Source organism: Streptomyces sp. NPDC043685 (genome assembly GCF_056436585.1).
The window spans coordinates 578,622-594,759 of record NZ_JBWKCH010000002.1; the positions used below are offsets into that span (position 1 = coordinate 578,622).

Consider the following 16,138-nt stretch of genomic DNA (forward strand, 5'->3'; position numbering starts at 1 on the left):
CCTTGAGGAGCCCCCGCATCATGGCGAACCGCCAGCAGCCCAGTTCCATGCCGATCCACAAGTACGGCCGCTACGAGCAGGTCGACATCCCGGACCGCACCTGGCCGGACAACCGCGTCACCACCGCCCCCCGCTGGCTCTCCACCGACCTGCGCGACGGCAACCAGGCCCTGATCGACCCCATGTCGCCGGCCCGCAAGCGCGCGATGTTCGACCTGCTGGTGAAGATGGGCTACAAGGAGATCGAGGTCGGCTTCCCCGCCTCCGGCCAGACCGACTTCGACTTCGTACGCTCCATCATCGAGGAGCCCGGGGCCATCCCCGACGACGTCACCATCTCCGTACTGACCCAGGCCCGCGAGGACCTGATCGAGCGCACGGTGGAGTCCCTGAAGGGCGCCAAGCGCGCCACCGTCCACCTGTACAACGCCACGGCCCCGGTCTTCCGCCGGGTGGTCTTCCGCGGCTCCAGGGACGACATCAAGCAGATCGCCGTCGACGGCACGCGCCTGGTGATGGAGTACGCGGAGAAGCTGCTGGGCCCGGAGACCGAGTTCGGCTACCAGTACAGCCCCGAGATCTTCACCGACACCGAGCTGGACTTCGCGCTGGAGGTCTGCGAGGCGGTCATGGACGTCTGGCAGCCCGGCCCGGGCCGCGAGATCATCCTGAACCTGCCCGCCACCGTGGAGCGCTCCACCCCCTCCACGCACGCGGACCGCTTCGAGTGGATGGGCCGCAACCTCTCCCGCCGCGAGTACGTCTGCCTGTCGGTCCACCCCCACAACGACCGCGGCACCGCCGTCGCCGCCGCCGAGCTGGCCCTGATGGCCGGCGCCGACCGCGTCGAGGGCTGCCTGTTCGGCCAGGGCGAGCGCACCGGCAACGTCGACCTGGTCACCCTGGGCATGAACCTCTTCTCCCAGGGCGTCGACCCGCAGATCGACTTCTCCGACATCGACGAGATCCGTCGCACGTGGGAGTACTGCAACCAGATGGAGGTCCACCCGCGCCACCCGTACGTGGGCGACCTGGTCTACACGTCCTTCTCCGGCTCCCACCAGGACGCCATCAAGAAGGGCTTCGACGCCATGGAGGCCGACGCGGCCGCCAAGGGCGTCACCGTCGACGACATCGAGTGGGCCGTGCCGTACCTGCCGATCGACCCCAAGGACGTCGGCCGGTCCTACGAGGCCGTCATCCGGGTCAACTCGCAGTCCGGCAAGGGCGGTATCGCCTACGTCCTGAAGAACGACCACAAGCTGGACCTGCCGCGCCGGATGCAGATCGAGTTCTCCAAGCTCATCCAGGCCAAGACCGACGCCGAGGGCGGCGAGGTCACGCCGAAGGACATCTGGTCGGTCTTCCAGGACGAGTACCTGCCCAACCCCGAGAACCCCTGGGGCCGGATCCAGGTCAAGAACAACCAGTCGACGACCGACACCGACGGCGTGGACACGCTGAAGGTGGAGGCCACGGTCGACGGCCAGGACACCGTGCTGACCGGTTCCGGCAACGGTCCGATCTCGGCCTTCTTCGACGCCCTGCAGTCCGTCGGCATCGACGTACGCCTGCTGGACTACCAGGAGCACACGATGAGCGAGGGAGCCTCCGCGCAGGCCGCCTCCTACATCGAATGCGCGATCGACGACAAGGTCCTGTGGGGCATCGGCATCGACGCCAACACCACGCGGGCCTCGCTGAAGGCGGTCGTCTCGGCCGTCAACCGCGCGGCTCGCTGATCAGCCGTACGGGTCCGCGGCCGAAGGCCGCCACCGCACGCCACAGGGGCTCCGTCCGCCGGTATACGGCGGGTGGAGCCCCGTCGTATACCGGCCATTCCGTGTGGAGGTCACGGAAAGGTCTCCTCCGGGGTGCTGACTCCTCGTCGCCGATGTGGCTAACATCACGCAAGCGCGGCGACGTTGCCGTGCGGCGTGACGGAGGTGCGACGTGCTGCCAGGACGGGGACGAAACGGCCATGCCGCCAGGCTTTCGCGCATCCTGGGCACCCGCACCGCGTGGACGGCCGCCGGTGACGGGGAGTTCTTCTGCCCCGGCTGCGGCGGCGACCGCAACTACCAGCGGCTGACCGGACAGCGCCGCTTCACCCTGCTCGGCCTGCCCGTGCTGCCGCGCGGCGAGACCGGCCCGGTCGTCGAGTGCGCCGCGTGCCGCCGCCACTTCGGCACGGACGTCCTCGACCACCCGACCACCACCCGCTTCTCCGCGATGCTCCGCGACGCCGTGCACACCGTCGCCCTCGCGGTGCTCGCCGCGGGCGGCGCCGGGTCCCGTACGGCACTGGAGGCGGCCGTGCTCGCCGTGCGCGCGGCCGGCTTCGAGGACTGCACCGAGGAGCAGCTGGCCGCCCTCGTCGAGGCGCTGGAGGCCGACACCGGCCGGATCACCGGCGAACCCTGCGGCGCGGGGCTGGCCATAGAGCTGCACGAGGCGCTGGACCCGCTCGCCCCGCACCTGGCCGGCGTCGGCCGCGAATCGATTCTGCTCCAGGGCGCCCGCATCGCCCTGGCGGACGGGCCGTACACCCCGGCCGAGCGCGATGTGCTGGCGACGGTCGGGGCGGCGCTCACCATCTGCTCCGACGACGTGACCCGGCTGCTGGCGGCGGCACGCACGCCGTCGTAGAGCGACCCGCGAGCAGCCCCCACTACTCCCCGGGGGGTAACGCGCGGCCGGGACCGCCCCCGGCAGTAGCCCCCGGTTCGCCCACAGGCCCGACGCGACGGCCCCCGCCCGACGGGAGTCTGGAGACCGATCCAGACACCGACCGGAGGGAGCCGACCCATGGGGGCCGTAAGGACGCGTACCGGGCGCAAGCGGGCCGTGCCCTGGGTGGTGGTCGGGCTGTGGCTCGCCGCGCTCGTGCTGCTCGGGCCGCTCGCGGGCACGTTCTCCGACGTCCAGCAGAACCGCGCGGTCGACTACCTGCCCGACGGCGCCGACTCCACCCAGGTGGCGCGGATCCAGGACGAGTTGCCCGGCGGCGAGGCGACCGACCTGGTGCTCGTCTACCACCGGGACGGCGGCCTCACCGCCGCCGACCGCCGCACCGCCGGCGAGCAGCTCGCCGAGGTGAGCGGCGCCTACGATCTGGCCGCCGAGCCGCGGGGCATCCCGTCGAAGGACGGCTCCACCCTGATGTACCCCATCTCCAGCACCCAGCCGGGCCAGGATGAGGAGGCCCGGGACACCTTCGTCGACGGGGTGCGCGAGATCGTCGAGGGCGACGGCGGGCTGAGCGCCGAGGTCGGCGGGCCCGGCGCGCTCAACACCGACATGAACAAGGTGTTCGGGACGCTCGACGCCACCCTGCTGCTCGCCACGCTCGGCGTCGTCACCGTGCTGCTCGTCCTCACCTACCGCAGCCCCTTCCTGTGGCGACGAGAACATCGTCGACGCCCTGCGGGCCGGTGCCTCCGGGTTCCTGGTCAAGGACACCAGGCCCGCCGACCTCCTGGACGCCATCCGCACGGTCGCCGCCGGGGAGTCCCTGCTGTCGCCCGGGCCCACGACACGGCTGATCGAGCGGTTCCTGCGCGCCCCGCGCGCACCGCGGACGGGCGGGCCCGAGTGCCTGTCCGGCCGGGAGCGTGAGGTGCTCGCACTGGTCGCGCGCGGCCTCACCAACGCGGAGATCGCCGACGCGCTGGGCCTGAGCCCGCTCACCGCGAAGACCCACGTCAGCCGCATCATGGGCAAGCTGGCGGCCCGGGACCGGGCCCAACTCGTCATCATGGCCTACGAGTCGGGGTTGGTGACGCCGGGAAGCGTCTGACGGGCGGACCCGGTCCGGACACGGCCTAGAGCAGCCCGGCCGCCGCGAGGTACTTGCCTACCTGCTCCACCTCGTCCGGCGCGAGCGGGATCTGCGGCTGCGCCGTCGCCGGGCAGTCGATCACCCCGCGCAGGTACAGCGCGGCCTTGAAGGCGCCGATCGCCGAGGAGTTGGGGCCCATCCGGGCCGGATCACCGACGGTGGTCATGCCGAACAGGGCGCACAGGCGCTCCTGTTCGGCACGGGCCCCGTCCCAGTCCCCGGCGCGGCACAGCCGGTCCAGGCGGGCGTAGCCGTGCGGGTCGACGTTGCCGAGGCCCGGCACCGTGCCGTCCGCGCCGATCGCAAGGGCCGCGTCGACGATCAGCTCGGAGCCGGTCAGCACGCTGAAGCCGGTGACGTCCTGCCGGTTGCGCGCCCCGGTCACGACCCGGCGGAAGGCGGCCAGGTCACCGCTGGAGTCCTTGAGCCCGGCCACGACACCGTCGGCGGCCAGTTCCAGGACCACGTCGGCCGGCAGCTTGGTGTGGACGGCGACGGGGAGGTCGTAGGCGATCACCGGGACCGGGCTCGCGGCGGCGACCGCGCGGTAGTGGCGGGCGATCTCCGCCGGGTGCGTGCGGGCGTAGAACGGGGCGGTGACGACGACCGCGTCCGCGCCCGCCGCCGTCACGGCCGCGACCTGGTCGAGGACCCGGGGCGTCGTCATGTCGATCGCCCCGGCCAGCACCGGAAGCTGCCCGCCCACATGGCCCGTGACCGCCTCGACGACCAGCCTGCGCTGCCGGTCCGGCAGATACGCGGCCTCGGAGGTCGAGCCGAGCACGAACAGTCCGTTCACCCCGCCTGCCACCAGATGGTCGACGAGCCGGGTCAGCGAGGGGACGTCCACCTCGCCGTCCGATGTCAGGGGCGTACAGACGGGCGGGATGACACCGGTCAGCGGGGTGGAACTCATGGAGCCTCCATCGGGTCGCGTCGGCGGACGAGGTCGCGGGTCGACTCGTCCTCCCGGACAGGATGGTGGCAGCGGAAGCGGTGCGCCGGTGCCGACGCGGCGGAGAAACCCGGCATCTCCCGCGCGCAGATCCCGTCGGCCTTCCAGCAGCGGGTGCGGAACGGGCAGCCGCTCGGCGGCCGGGTCGCCGACGGCACCGGACCGGACAGCGGGATCGGCTCGACCGGGTCGAGCAGGCCCGGCGTGGCGGAGAACAGGGCACGGGTGTACGGGTGCCGGGCCCGGTCGGTGACCAGGGCGGCCGGGGACTCCTCGACGATCCGGCCCAGGTACATGGTGATCACCCGGTCGCTCATCCGCCGCACCGTCTGGATGTCGTGCGAGACGAACACCAGCGCCAGACCCAGGCGTTCCCTCAGGTCCAGCAGGAGGTTGAGGATCTGGGCCCTCACCGACACGTCCAGGGCGCTCGTCGGCTCGTCGGCCACCACGAGGTCCGGCTCCAGCGCCAGCGCCCGGGCGATCGCGACGCGTTGGCGCTGCCCGCCCGACAACTGGCCCGGCACCGCGCCCGCGAGGGCCCGGGGCAGACCGACGAGGGCCATCAACTCACGGACCCTGTCGTCGCGTTGCCTCCTGGTGCCCCGCTCGTGCACGTCCAGCGGGTCCCGCAGGATCTGCCGGACGGTCAGGCGGCGGTTGAGCGCCGTCGACGGATCCTGGAAGATCATGCCGGTGCCGCCGCCGACGGTCCGGCGGCGTTCGGCCGCCGGCATCGCCCACAGGTCCCGGCCCCGGAACGACACCGTCCCGCGCACCGGCCGTTCCACCCCCACCAGCACCTTCGCCAGCGTCGACTTCCCGCAGCCCGACTCGCCGACCACGCCGACGGTCTCGCCGGGCGCGATCGCCAGGTCGGCGCCCGTCAGCGCGTACACCCGGTCACGGGCGAAGAGAGAGCCGCTGCGGGCCTTGTGGACGACATGGGCGTCGGACAGCTCCACCAGGGCGCTCATGCCACGGCCTCCGGGGCGGCCAGGTCGATCGCGGCGTGGTGGCAGGCCGCCGTGTGCGTCGGCGTGCCCCGCAGCCCGGGAGGTGTCGTACGGCAGAGCTCGGTGGCGCGCGGGCAGCGGTCGGCGAAGCGGCAGCCCGCAGGGAAGTCGGCCGGGGCCGGCACCACGCCCCTGATCTGCGTCATCCGCTCCTGCGCCGACTCCAGCGACAGCACACTGCCGAGCAGGCCGCGCGTGTAGTGATGGGCCGGGGCCTCCACCAGGTCGGCGGTCACGCCGGTCTCCACGATCTGCCCGCCGTACATCACCACCACCCGGTCGGTGACGTCCGCGATCAGCGCCAGGTCGTGCGAGACCAGCACCAGCGCGAAGCCGAGTTCCTCGCGCAGCCGCAGCAGCAGCTCCATGACCTGCGCCTGCACGGTCACGTCGAGGGCGGTCGTCGGCTCGTCGGCGACGATCAGCCGCGGGTCGCGGGACAGGGCCATGGCGATCAGGACGCGCTGGCGCTGCCCGCCGGACAGTTCGTGCGGGTAGCTGCGCAGGGTGCGCCCGGGGTCGAGGCCCACCAGCGACAGCAGCTCGGCGGGGCCGCGCTGCCCGCCGCGCCGCACCACCTGCTTCAGCTGGGCGCGGATCGTCATCGCCGGGTTCAGTGACGACAGCGCGTCCTGGTAGATCATCGCCATCTCGTGGCCGAGCAGCTTGCGGCGCACGCGCATCGGCTCGGCGAGCAGGTCCCGCCGCTGGAAAAGTACCCGGCCGCCGATCCGCGCCCCCTTCGGCTCCAGGCCCATGATCGCCAGCGCGGTCAGGGACTTGCCGCAGCCCGACTCGCCGACCAGCCCGAGCACCTCCCCGGGGTGCACCTCGAAGCTGATGCCGTCCACGATGTCGACACCGCCGTGCCGCCGCTCGAAGCCGATGGTGAGGTTCTCCACGGCGAGCACCGGCTGCCCGTGGCGGGGCAGCTGACGCGCCCGGGCCCGCAACCGCCGCGCCGCTTCTGCCAGACCGGGCAGCCGCACGACCTCGCCGCCGGGCTCCGGTGCCTCCACCGGGTCGTCGCCGGGGTCGGCCTCCCGCGCCGACGGGGCCGCCCAGGCGTCGGACACGCCCTCGGACAGGACGTTCAGCGACAGCACGGTGACCAGCATCAGCAGCCCGGGGAACACCGTCGCCCACCAGCCGCCGGTCAGCACCATGTTCTTGCCGTCCGCGATGACACTGCCCCAGGACGGATCCGGCGGCCGTACGCCCGCCCCGATGAACGACAGCGACGCCTCGAAGACGACCGCCTCGGCGACCTGGACCGTGCAGAACACCAGCACCGGCGCGGCGCAGTTGACCGCCACGTGCCGCAGCACGATGTGCGTGGTGCGCGCGCCGATCACCCGTTCCGCCGTCACGTAGTCCTCGCCGTACTGGTCGAGGACGTTCGCGCGGACCACGCGTGCCACCGGCGGCGTGAACAGGAACGCGATCGCGCAGATGAGAACGGTGATGCCGCCGCCGAACACCGCCACCAGCACGGCCGCCAGCGCGATGCCCGGAAACGCCATCACGACGTCCAGGCAGCGCATCAGCGTCTCGTCCACCGCCTTGCGGGAGGTCGCCGCGATCGCCCCGAGGAGCGCTCCCGCCACCAGGGCCAGCCCGGTCGCGCCGAGCCCGATCGCCAGCGACCAGCGCGCCCCGTACATCAGCCGGCTGAGGATGTCCCGGCCGAGGCTGTCCTGCCCCATCCAGTGCCCGGCGGACGGATGCCCGGTGCCGTCGGCCGGCGGCTGCTGGTCCAGCGGGTCGTGCGGGGCGAGCAGCGGGGCGAGCAGCGCCGTCAGGGCGACGACCGCCAGGAAGCAGACGGCGATCTTCGACAGCGGCGGCAGCCTGCGCCAGCCGCGCAGCCGCAGACCGGGCCGGGACAGCGCCGCGGTGAGGCTCTTGCGGGTCGTCATGGGGCCGCGTCCCTCAGTCGTGGGTTGACCAGCAGATACAGCACGTCGATGACGAGGTTCACCACGACGAACCCGGCCGCCGTGGTCAGCACCACGCCCTGGACGACGGCCGGATCGCCGTTCTTCACGGCGTCGATCATCAGCTTGCCCATGCCGGGCAGCGAGAAGATCGTCTCGATGACGACCGCGCCGCCCAGCAGGTAGCCCACCCGCAGGCCGAGCACGGTGAGCGGGTTGATGAGCGCGTTGCGCAGCACGTTGCGCCCCACGACCACGCGCGGCGGCAGCCCGCTCCCGATCGCCGTGCGGACGTAGTCCTTGTCCAGTTCCTCCACCACGGCCGTCCGCACGATCCTGGTCAGCTGCGCCGCCACCGGCAGCGACAGCGCCAGGGCGGGCAGGGTCATGGTCCTCAGCCAGCCGGTGAAGGAGTCGGCCGGGTTGATGTAGCCGCCGCTCGGGAACCAGCCCAGGTCGACCGCCAGGTACTGGATCATCAGCAGCGCCAGCCAGAAGCCGGGCGCCGCGACCCCGGTGAGCGAGACGACCCGGATGATCTGGTCGGGCAGCCGGTCCCGGTGGATCGCCGCGGTCACCCCTCCGGCGAGGGACAGCACGACCGCGATCCCCAGGCCCAGGAACGTCAGTTGGAGGGTGAGCGGCAGCGCGGTGGCGACCTGGTCGATGACGGGCGCCCGGGTCAGCGCGCTGGTGCCCAGGTCCCCGTGGAGCAGGTCGGCGACGAAGCCGGCGTAGCGCACGGGCAGCGGGTCGAGCAGGCCGTGTTCCTCGCGGAAGTCGTGCAGTTGCCGCGGTGTGGGGTTGGCGCCCTGGAAGAACGCGGAGGCCGGGTCGACGCCCGAGAACCGCATCACCAGGAACACGAACAGCACGATGCCCAGCATCAGCGGCACGAGCAGGGCGACACGGCGGAGCAGGATCCGCAGGACGGCCGTCATCCGCTCAGGCCCACTTGGCCTGGAGGAGGTTGATGCCCGGGTAGGGCTGTGCCCTTATCCCGCTGAGCCGCTTCGGGTCCCAGGCGGTCATCAGCTCGTTGTGGACGACCGGGTAGAGCACGGCCTGTTCGGCGACGACGTCGACGCAGTCCTGCACGATCGTCTTCTTCCGCGCAGGGTCGGGCTCCCGGGTGGCCCGGTCCATGTCCTTGAAGAGCTGCTTGGCGACCGGGTCCGAGGCCCAGCGGGTGTACTGCATCCAGAGGTTCCCGGGCCCGTAGTTGTAGCGCATGATCAAGTCGGCGTCGAGGCCGAACTGGTTGGGGTTCGAGGCGGCCACCACCACCTGGTAGTCCTGCTTCTGGTCCATCTTCGTGAAGACGGCCGTGGTCTCCTGCGGGGACAGGGTGGTCCGCACCCCGATCGCGTCCCAGGACGCCTTGATGGTGGGCAGACAGTCCACGATCCAGCTGACGTTCACCGCCAGGATGTCGATGCTCAGGCCCGTGACCCCGGCCGCCTTCAGCAGGGCCTTCGCCTTGTCCGGGTCGTGGTCGTAGACCGTCCCGGCCCGGCGGTAGGACGGGTTGGCCTCGTCGAGGAAGGAACTGGCCGCCCTGCCGTGCCCCTTGAGGGCGACCTCCACCATCTTCTCGGTGTCGATGGCGTAGTGCAGGGCCTGGCGCACCCGCACGTCGTCGAAGGGCTTGTGCCGGGTGTTGAACATCAGGAACAGGTTGTTCATCCCGGCCCCGCCGGCGACGGTGAGGCCGCCGCTCTCCAGCTGCCCGATGTTGGCGTAGGGGATGTTGTCCGCGATCTGCGCGCCCGCGCCGGCCCCCGAGATCTTCGCGACACGGGGGGCCGCGTCGACGATGGTCAGCCAGTTCATCCTGCGGAAGGCGGGCCTACGCGGGCCGTTGTAGCCGTCGAACGCCTCGAAGGTCGTGTTCGACTTCGGGTGGTGCGCGGTCTGCCGGTAGGGCCCCGAGCCGATGGCCTTGCCCTTGATGGCGTCGTCCCAGGCGCCGGGCCGGGAGAACACGTGCTTCGGCATGATCTTGGCGAGGGTCAGCCGCGCGAGCCCGTCCGGGAAGGGGAACTCGAGCACCAGCTCGACGTTGCGCGCGTCGATCTTCCGGACCTCCTTCAGCCAGCTCGCGAAGAAACCCTTGGCGAGGGTCTGGGTGTCCGGGTCGAGGATCCGGTCGAAGACGAAGACCACGTCGTCGGCGGTCACGGGCTTGCCGTCGTGGAAGGTCGCACCCTCCCGCAGCGTGAACTTCCACGACGTGCCGTCCGGGTCCTTCGGTACCTCGGTGGCCAGCGCCGCGTACGGCTCACGGGAGATCGGGTCGGTGTCCAGCAGCCCCTCGTAGATGTGGTGGTTGGCGGCCATGCAGAACGCGGACGCCGTCTGGGTGGGGTCCCAGCTGCCGTCGTTGCCGTAGCCGATCACCGCGGTGAGGGTGCGGTCCCGACCGGTGCCGGTGCCGGTGTCGTTGGTGGACTCCGGCCCGGAGGAACAGGCCGACAGCGACGCGGAGACGGCGGCGGCCGCCCCGAGCGCCCCGGTGTGCTTCAGGAACGCCCGGCGGTCCGGTGCCGGCACGTCGGGGGTCACGTCGCGCACGGGTCCTCCAGCGAGGTCTGGGGGGAAGGGGCCGACCCAGGAGATACGACGTCCTACGTCCTGCGGTCAGCGCGACCATAGGAGGGGGTGTCGGGGCGGTCAAGGGGTCCCACACGAATGGCGTATCCGCCAGAGGTCGCACCAATGGTGGTGCGCCAGGGGCGAGTTGACGCCCATCAGGCCCGGGTGGCCGGGAACCGCGCGGGGACGGTGCTTGCGTGGGTGATTCCGTTCCCTCGGCGCCGGCGTGCGGAGCATGATGAGGGGCGTGAGCGAGCTGTGGAGCGAGAGTGACACCGGCGTCCTGCGCCTGCCGTCGGGACGCCTGATCCGAGGCCGGGGCCTGCGCCACGCCCTGGATCCCACCGCGCCCCCTCCCTCCTACGGCGTCTACCTGCTCGGCCGGCGGCCGCCCGAGGTCCCCTGGGAGTCGGGTTGGATCCGCTGGCCCGACTTCCGGCTTCCGTCGGACCGGGCGGCCGCCCGCGCGGTGCTGGCCGAGGTGTGGGAACGGGCCGCCGGGGAGCGGGTGGAGATCGCCTGCGGCGGAGGCCGCGGCCGCACGGGCACGGCCCTGGCCTGTCTGGCGGTGCTGGACGGGGTGCCGGGGGAGGAGGCGGTGGGGTACGTCCGCCGGCATTACGACCGGCGGGCGGTGGAGACGCCCTGGCAGCGGCGGTACGTGCGCCGGTTCGGCGAGGGGTGAGCCTCTCCTCCGGCCGGGCTGGGGAGATGACGCGGTGGCCCGCCGCCCCGTGGCGGCGGGCCACCGCATTCCTCAGTCGCAGTAGAGGTCGGAGCCGGGCCGTTCGCCGGTGGCCAGGAAACGGGAGACGGTCCGGTCGCCGCAGGCGTTGCCGTTGGCCAGGTAGGCGTCATGGCCGGTGGAGTTCACGGTGACCATGACGGCCCGGTCGCCCAGGGCCCGGCGCAGCTTGCGGGCTCCCGCGAGCGGGGTGGCGACGTCCCGCCGGTTCTGGACGAGCAGGATCGTGGAGGGACCGCGGTCGGTGATCCGCACGGCCGGCTCCTTCGGGGCGTACGGCCAGGCCGCGCACACCATCGGCCCGCGCGGCATGCCCGCGGTGAGCGGGTACGCGGTCCGGCTCTGGTCGACGGCCTTCTGGTAGGCGGCGGCCGAGTCGGGCCAGTCGACGTCGTTGCAGATGGTGCCGGCGCCGACCGCGGTGACGTTCTGCAGGACCGACTCGGGCGGGGCCTCGGGCGCGGGCGGCACGGTGCCCTTGCGGGCGGCCCGAATGGTCTCGGCCAGGGTCGGGTAGTCGTCGGGGTCGTAGAGGCTGGACAGCATGGTCTGGCGGAGCGTGTTCCCGTCCAGCCGCGGCGGGTTGGCGCCGGGCCAGGGGAGGGGCTTGCGGTCCAGCCGGGCGGCGAGCCGCAGGAAGCCGGAGCGTACCTCGGCGGGTGTACGGGCGAGCCGGTGCGGATTGCCGGGCCGGGAGGCCCACCTGGCGAACTCGGGGAAGTTGTCCTCGACGCCGACCTCGAACGAGGCGAGCCAGTTGCGGGTCACCCGGGTGTGATCGGGGTCGTTGTTGCTGTCCAGCACGATGCGGTCGGTACGGTGCGGGAACAGCTGGCTGTAGACGGCCCCGACGTAGGTGCCGTACGAGACGCCCCACGCGGAGATCTTCTCGTCACCGAGGGCCGCCCGGACGCGGTCCAGGTCGCGTGCCTCGTTGGCGGTGCTGATGTGCCGGATCAGCTCGCCGCCGTTGCGGGCGCAGGCCGTCGCCGTACGCCGGGCGGTGGCCATGTTCTCGCCGACGGAGTCGTCCGGACCCGGCCAGGGCAGCAGCTTCGTCACGCCGAGGTCGGCCGGGTCGAGCCGGCAGTCCACGGCGGTGGAGGGCGCCATCCCGCGCGGCGCGAACCCCACCAGGTCGTACATCTCCCGCACGTTCCGCGGCAGCTTCTGTCCCTTGCCGGAGGGGTCGGCGAGGCTGTCCCCGCCGGGCCCGCCCGGGATGAGCACCAGGCTGCCCCGCCGGGCGGACGGTTTCTGAGCGGGGATCCGGGAGACGGCGATCCGGATCTCCGGGCTGTCGGGGTCGGAGTAGTCCATGGGCACGCCGACGGTGGCGCACTGCTGCCGGGGATCGAGCCCGGAGCCCTCACACGCGCCCCAGTCGATCCCCTCCCCACCGGCCGCGGACGCCCCACCGGGCCCGGCGAACCCGAGGACGACGCCCACGGCGACGGCCAGTACCGCGCATGTCCTGATCTGCTTCATACCAGCAGCCTGACGGACCCCGGGGAACGGCCCCATCCGGGTAACTGCCGTCTGTGTACGGGGGATTGCCCCAGTGAGGGCCGAAACCGAGCGCCCGGCCGAGCCCGACGCCGGATCGCCGCCCCGAGCCGCTCAGACGCGATCCCTGTCGGCCGGCCCCGCCGGAGGACGCAGCATGAAGACGTCGATCGCGTCCTGGCTGTCCACCCTGAAGCCGTGGCGTTCGTAGAGGCGGCGGGCCGGACTGCCCCGGAGGACGTTCAGGCGTACGAGGTCGCCCGAGGAGTCGGTCCGGGCCAGCAGCGTGCGCAGGACCGCCGAGCCCACGCCGCGGCCCTGGAGCTCCGGGGCCAGGTAGAAGTGCTCCAGCCAGTGGCCGGTCCCGGACGGCCTCAAGGTGACGCTGCCCGCGAAGGAACCGGCGGCCGTGATGACCGACGTGTGGCGCGGGGAGAAGCCGTCGCGCAGCCGCTGCCGGACCCGGTGTTCGTCGTAGCGGCCCAGCCGCTCCAGGTCGGGGCGCATCACCACGGCCCGCAATTCCGCCACCGCCTCGACATCCGATGGTCGAGCGGGGCGCATGTCCCATTCCGTTTCGCCGTACCTCTGCGGTGGTCTCACAACCGCATTGTCCCGGCTGTTTGTCACACCCCGGGCCGAACCCCATTGCGTCGCACCGCAGTTGTACGACACAGACCCTTCCTCAGTGTAGACGCGGAGCGTGATCGTGAGGATGCGAAGAGTGAAATCACGAAAGGGAGGGGAGCAGGGTGGAGGCACGACACTCGGCGCTTTGCGCCGAAGAAGCGGAGGACGTGATGAAAGAAGTGCGGGCAGAACTCGCCAAGGCCGGAATCATCCTGCCCTCACCGGGACTTGGCCCGGTGAATTTCGTGCGGGAAGCGCCCTGCCCGCTCATGGCACGGGGCCGGGGCTCCGCGCGGACCGCCGGACGGCTCACGGCGGTGCCGCGATGAAGCCTCCCGTCGGCGCGTACGTCGTGGACACCCGAAGCGGTCGCATCGGCATCGTGATGGGGCATGAGGGGCCCTATGTGCAGTTGCGGCCGTACGGCGGCGGCAGGGAGTGGGACGCCGACCCCGGCGCCGTCCGGCACGCCACCCCCGCCGAGCGGCTGCGCGCGGCGACCGCGTACGCCAACGCCCGCAGCAGGGGTGAGCTCCCTTGACGTGACGGCCCTGCGAGAATGGCTCCATGAGTCTGTTCCGCGACGACGGCATCGTGCTGCGCACCCAGAAGCTGGGTGAGGCGGACCGGATCATCACGCTGCTCACGCGCGGTCACGGACGGGTCCGCGCGGTGGCCCGGGGCGTGCGCCGGACGAAGTCGAAGTTCGGAGCGCGTCTCGAGCCGTTCTCGCACGTCGACGTGCAGTTCTTCGCCAAGGGGAGCGAGCTCGTCGGGCGCGGGCTGCCGCTGTGCACCCAGAGCGAGACCATCGCGCCGTACGGTGGCGGGATCGTGAGCGACTACGCCCGGTACACGGCCGGGACCGTCATGCTGGAGACCGCCGAGCGGTTCACCGACCACGAGGGGGAGCCCGCCGTGCAGCAGTACCTGCTGCTGGTCGGCGGGCTGCGCACCCTCGCCCGGGGCGAGCACGCGCCGCACCTGGTGCTCGACGCCTTCCTGCTGCGCTCCCTCGCCGTCAACGGCTACGCCCCGAGCTTCACCGACTGCGCGAAGTGCGGGATGCCCGGCCCCAACCGGTTCTTCTCGGTCGCGTCGGGCGGTTCCGTCTGCGTGGACTGCCGGGTGCCCGGCAGCGTCGTACCCTCGCCCCAGGCCCTGGAACTCCTCGCCGCCCTGCTTACGGGAGACTGGGAGACTGCGGACGCCTGCGAGGCGCGCTACGTCCGGGAGGGCAGCGGGCTGGTGTCCGCGTACCTGCACTGGCACATGGAGCGTGGACTGCGCTCCCTGCGCTACGTCGAGAAGTAGGCCCGCACAGCAGCAGGCCCCACACAAGCAAGCACGAGGAGACGAGAAACACATGGCCGTACGCGGGATCCTGGGGCGCCAGCGCCGGGAGTACAGGACGCCGGAGCCCCACCCGTCCGGCGCGCGGCCCCCGAAGATCCCCGGGGAGTTCGTACCGCAGCATGTGGCGATCGTCATGGACGGCAACGGCCGCTGGGCCAAGGACCGGGGGCTGCCGCGCACCGAAGGGCACAAGGTCGGTGCCGAGCGGGTGCTGGACGTGCTCCAGGGCGCCATCGAGATGGGCGTCGGCGCCATCTCCCTGTACGCCTTCTCCACCGAGAACTGGAAGCGGTCGCCGGACGAGGTGCGCTTCCTGATGAACTTCAACCGGGACTTCATCCGCAAGACCCGCGACCAGCTCGACGCGCTGGGCATCCGGGTGCGCTGGGTGGGCCGTATGCCCAAGCTGTGGCGCTCGGTCGCCAAGGAGCTCCAGGTCGCCCAGGAGCAGACGAAGGACAACGACAAGCTCACCCTGTACTTCTGCATGAACTACGGCGGGCGGGCCGAGATCGCCGACGCGGCGCAGGCGCTGGCGGCGGATGTGAAGGCCGGCAGGCTCGACCCGTCCAAGGTCAACGAGAAGACCTTCGCGAAGTACATGTACTACCCGGACATGCCGGACGTGGACCTGTTCCTGCGCCCCAGCGGAGAGCAGCGCACCTCGAACTACCTGCTCTGGCAGAGCGCCTACGCCGAGATGGTCTTCCAGGACGTGCTGTGGCCGGACTTCGACCGGCGTGACCTGTGGCGGGCCTGCCTGGAGTTCGCCTCCCGGGACCGCCGCTTCGGCGGAGCCGTCCCGAACGAGGAACTGCTGGCCATGGAGGGCGAGCAGCCGTAACCCCAAGGCCCGGCCCCCTCGACCGGCGGCCGGGCCACAGCGGCACTCCTCCAGGGCGCGGAAAACCGCGCGGTCACGGGCGCGGCCAGGGGCGCGGGGAACCACGCGACCAACCCTCGGACACCCCTCAGGGGCGCGGGGAACTGCGCGAACAACCCCCACGCACCCGCACCCGCCCCCACAGCGGCACACCCCCTCAGGGGCGCGGGGAACTGCGCGAACACCCCGACCCACCCGCAGCCGCCAACGCCACCTCACCCCGACGGCGAGCAGCACAACCGGCTCAACCGCCGGAGGCCCCCGCACAGTCGGCACACGTCCCGAAAATCTCCACCGTGTGAGCCACGTTCACATAACCGTGCTCCGCGGCGATCGCCTCGGCCCACTTCTCCACGGCCGGGCCCTCGACCTCGACGGCCTTGCCGCACCCGCGGCACACGAGGTGGTGGTGATGGTCGTCGGTGGAGCAACGCCGGTACACCGACTCGCCGTCGGCGGTGCGCAGGACGTCGACCTCACCGGCGTCGGCGAGGGACTGCAGGGTGCGGTAGACCGTGGTGAGCCCGACCGAGTCGCCCTTGTGCTTGAGCATGTCGTGCAGTTCCTGCGCGCTGCGGAACTCGTCGACCTCCTGAAGGGCCGCCGCCACAGCGGCCCGCTGCTTGGTGGCGCGGCCCTTCACGGACGGTCCAGCGGTCGTCACCGTTGCCTCC

At 71.9% G+C, this 16,138-nt stretch carries 14 protein-coding genes and 2 pseudogenes; 8 read left to right on the top strand and 8 right to left on the bottom strand.

All coding sequences use genetic code 11. From position 1 onward, the window contains the following. Positions 1–20: 20 nt before the first annotated feature. The 4 genes and pseudogenes from leuA to AC0665_RS07360 form a co-directional block, all read left to right on the top strand. Positions 21–1,742 (top strand): 2-isopropylmalate synthase, encoded by a 1,722-nt coding sequence (leuA, locus tag AC0665_RS07345; RefSeq protein ID WP_468633778.1) that lies wholly within the window; start codon positions 21–23, stop codon positions 1,740–1,742. Between the two features lie 211 nt (positions 1,743–1,953). Next, positions 1,954–2,649, top strand: a complete 696-nt coding sequence (locus AC0665_RS07350; protein WP_366052963.1) for a TerB family tellurite resistance protein — start codon at positions 1,954–1,956, stop codon at positions 2,647–2,649. Between the two features lie 159 nt (positions 2,650–2,808). Beyond that, a pseudogene (locus AC0665_RS07355) lies at positions 2,809–3,402 on the top strand (MMPL family transporter); the annotation flags it as partial. Position 3,403: 1 nt separating this feature from the next. Continuing rightward, a pseudogene (locus AC0665_RS07360) lies at positions 3,404–3,799 on the top strand (response regulator transcription factor); the annotation flags it as partial. Positions 3,800–3,824: 25 nt separating this feature from the next. On the opposite strand, the gene AC0665_RS07365 reads toward AC0665_RS07360, so the two are convergent. The 5 genes from AC0665_RS07365 to AC0665_RS07385 are packed head-to-tail and all read right to left on the bottom strand — an operon-like array spanning position 3,825 to position 10,323. Further along, positions 3,825–4,757, bottom strand: a complete 933-nt coding sequence (locus tag AC0665_RS07365) for a dihydrodipicolinate synthase family protein (RefSeq protein WP_478507770.1) — start codon at positions 4,755–4,757, stop codon at positions 3,825–3,827. After that, on the bottom strand, positions 4,754–5,773 hold the full coding sequence (locus tag AC0665_RS07370) for an oligopeptide/dipeptide ABC transporter ATP-binding protein (protein ID WP_468408918.1): 1,020 nt from the start codon (positions 5,771–5,773) through the stop codon (positions 4,754–4,756). Before AC0665_RS07370 ends, AC0665_RS07365 begins: the two co-directional genes overlap by 4 nt. After that, positions 5,770–7,731: a dipeptide/oligopeptide/nickel ABC transporter permease/ATP-binding protein gene (locus tag AC0665_RS07375; RefSeq protein WP_478704595.1), complete on the bottom strand. Its 1,962-nt coding sequence runs from the start codon at positions 7,729–7,731 to the stop codon at positions 5,770–5,772. The genes AC0665_RS07370 and AC0665_RS07375 overlap by 4 nt, the downstream gene beginning before the upstream one ends. Then, positions 7,728–8,690 (bottom strand): ABC transporter permease, encoded by a 963-nt coding sequence (locus AC0665_RS07380; RefSeq protein ID WP_478704596.1) that lies wholly within the window; start codon positions 8,688–8,690, stop codon positions 7,728–7,730. The genes AC0665_RS07375 and AC0665_RS07380 overlap by 4 nt, the downstream gene beginning before the upstream one ends. A gap of 4 nt (positions 8,691–8,694) precedes the next feature. Then, positions 8,695–10,323, bottom strand: coding sequence for an ABC transporter substrate-binding protein (locus AC0665_RS07385; protein ID WP_478507766.1), 1,629 nt, complete (start codon positions 10,321–10,323; stop codon positions 8,695–8,697). A 259-nt stretch (positions 10,324–10,582) separates the two neighbouring features. On the opposite strand from AC0665_RS07385, the gene AC0665_RS07390 reads away from it, so the two are divergent. Then, positions 10,583–11,029: a protein-tyrosine phosphatase family protein gene (locus AC0665_RS07390; protein WP_478602805.1), complete on the top strand. Its 447-nt coding sequence runs from the start codon at positions 10,583–10,585 to the stop codon at positions 11,027–11,029. A gap of 72 nt (positions 11,030–11,101) precedes the next feature. Here AC0665_RS07390 and AC0665_RS07395 read toward each other — a convergent pair whose 3' ends face one another. Continuing rightward, entirely contained in the window at positions 11,102–12,577 is a 1,476-nt protein-coding gene (locus AC0665_RS07395) for an alpha/beta hydrolase (RefSeq protein WP_468633788.1), read from the bottom strand. Between the two features lie 132 nt (positions 12,578–12,709). Then, positions 12,710–13,159, bottom strand: a complete 450-nt coding sequence (locus AC0665_RS07400; RefSeq protein ID WP_478704597.1) for an N-acetyltransferase family protein — start codon at positions 13,157–13,159, stop codon at positions 12,710–12,712. 391 nt (positions 13,160–13,550) lie between these two features. On the opposite strand from AC0665_RS07400, the gene AC0665_RS07405 reads away from it, so the two are divergent. Genes AC0665_RS07405 through AC0665_RS07415 form a run of 3 tightly spaced genes read left to right on the top strand, consistent with a single transcriptional unit; the run spans position 13,551 to position 15,425 of the window. Continuing rightward, positions 13,551–13,766, top strand: a complete 216-nt coding sequence (locus AC0665_RS07405; protein ID WP_468633792.1) for a hypothetical protein — start codon at positions 13,551–13,553, stop codon at positions 13,764–13,766. Positions 13,767–13,792: 26 nt separating this feature from the next. Beyond that, positions 13,793–14,539, top strand: coding sequence for a DNA repair protein RecO (gene recO, locus AC0665_RS07410; RefSeq protein ID WP_184557743.1), 747 nt, complete (start codon positions 13,793–13,795; stop codon positions 14,537–14,539). A gap of 52 nt (positions 14,540–14,591) precedes the next feature. Further along, positions 14,592–15,425 (top strand): isoprenyl transferase, encoded by an 834-nt coding sequence (locus tag AC0665_RS07415; RefSeq protein WP_468408904.1) that lies wholly within the window; start codon positions 14,592–14,594, stop codon positions 15,423–15,425. 283 nt (positions 15,426–15,708) lie between these two features. Here AC0665_RS07415 and AC0665_RS07420 read toward each other — a convergent pair whose 3' ends face one another. Then, the gene (locus tag AC0665_RS07420; protein ID WP_363118709.1) at positions 15,709–16,128 is read right to left on the bottom strand and encodes a Fur family transcriptional regulator; all 420 of its coding nucleotides are present in this window, start codon (positions 16,126–16,128) and stop codon (positions 15,709–15,711) included. Positions 16,129–16,138: the final 10 nt, after the last annotated feature.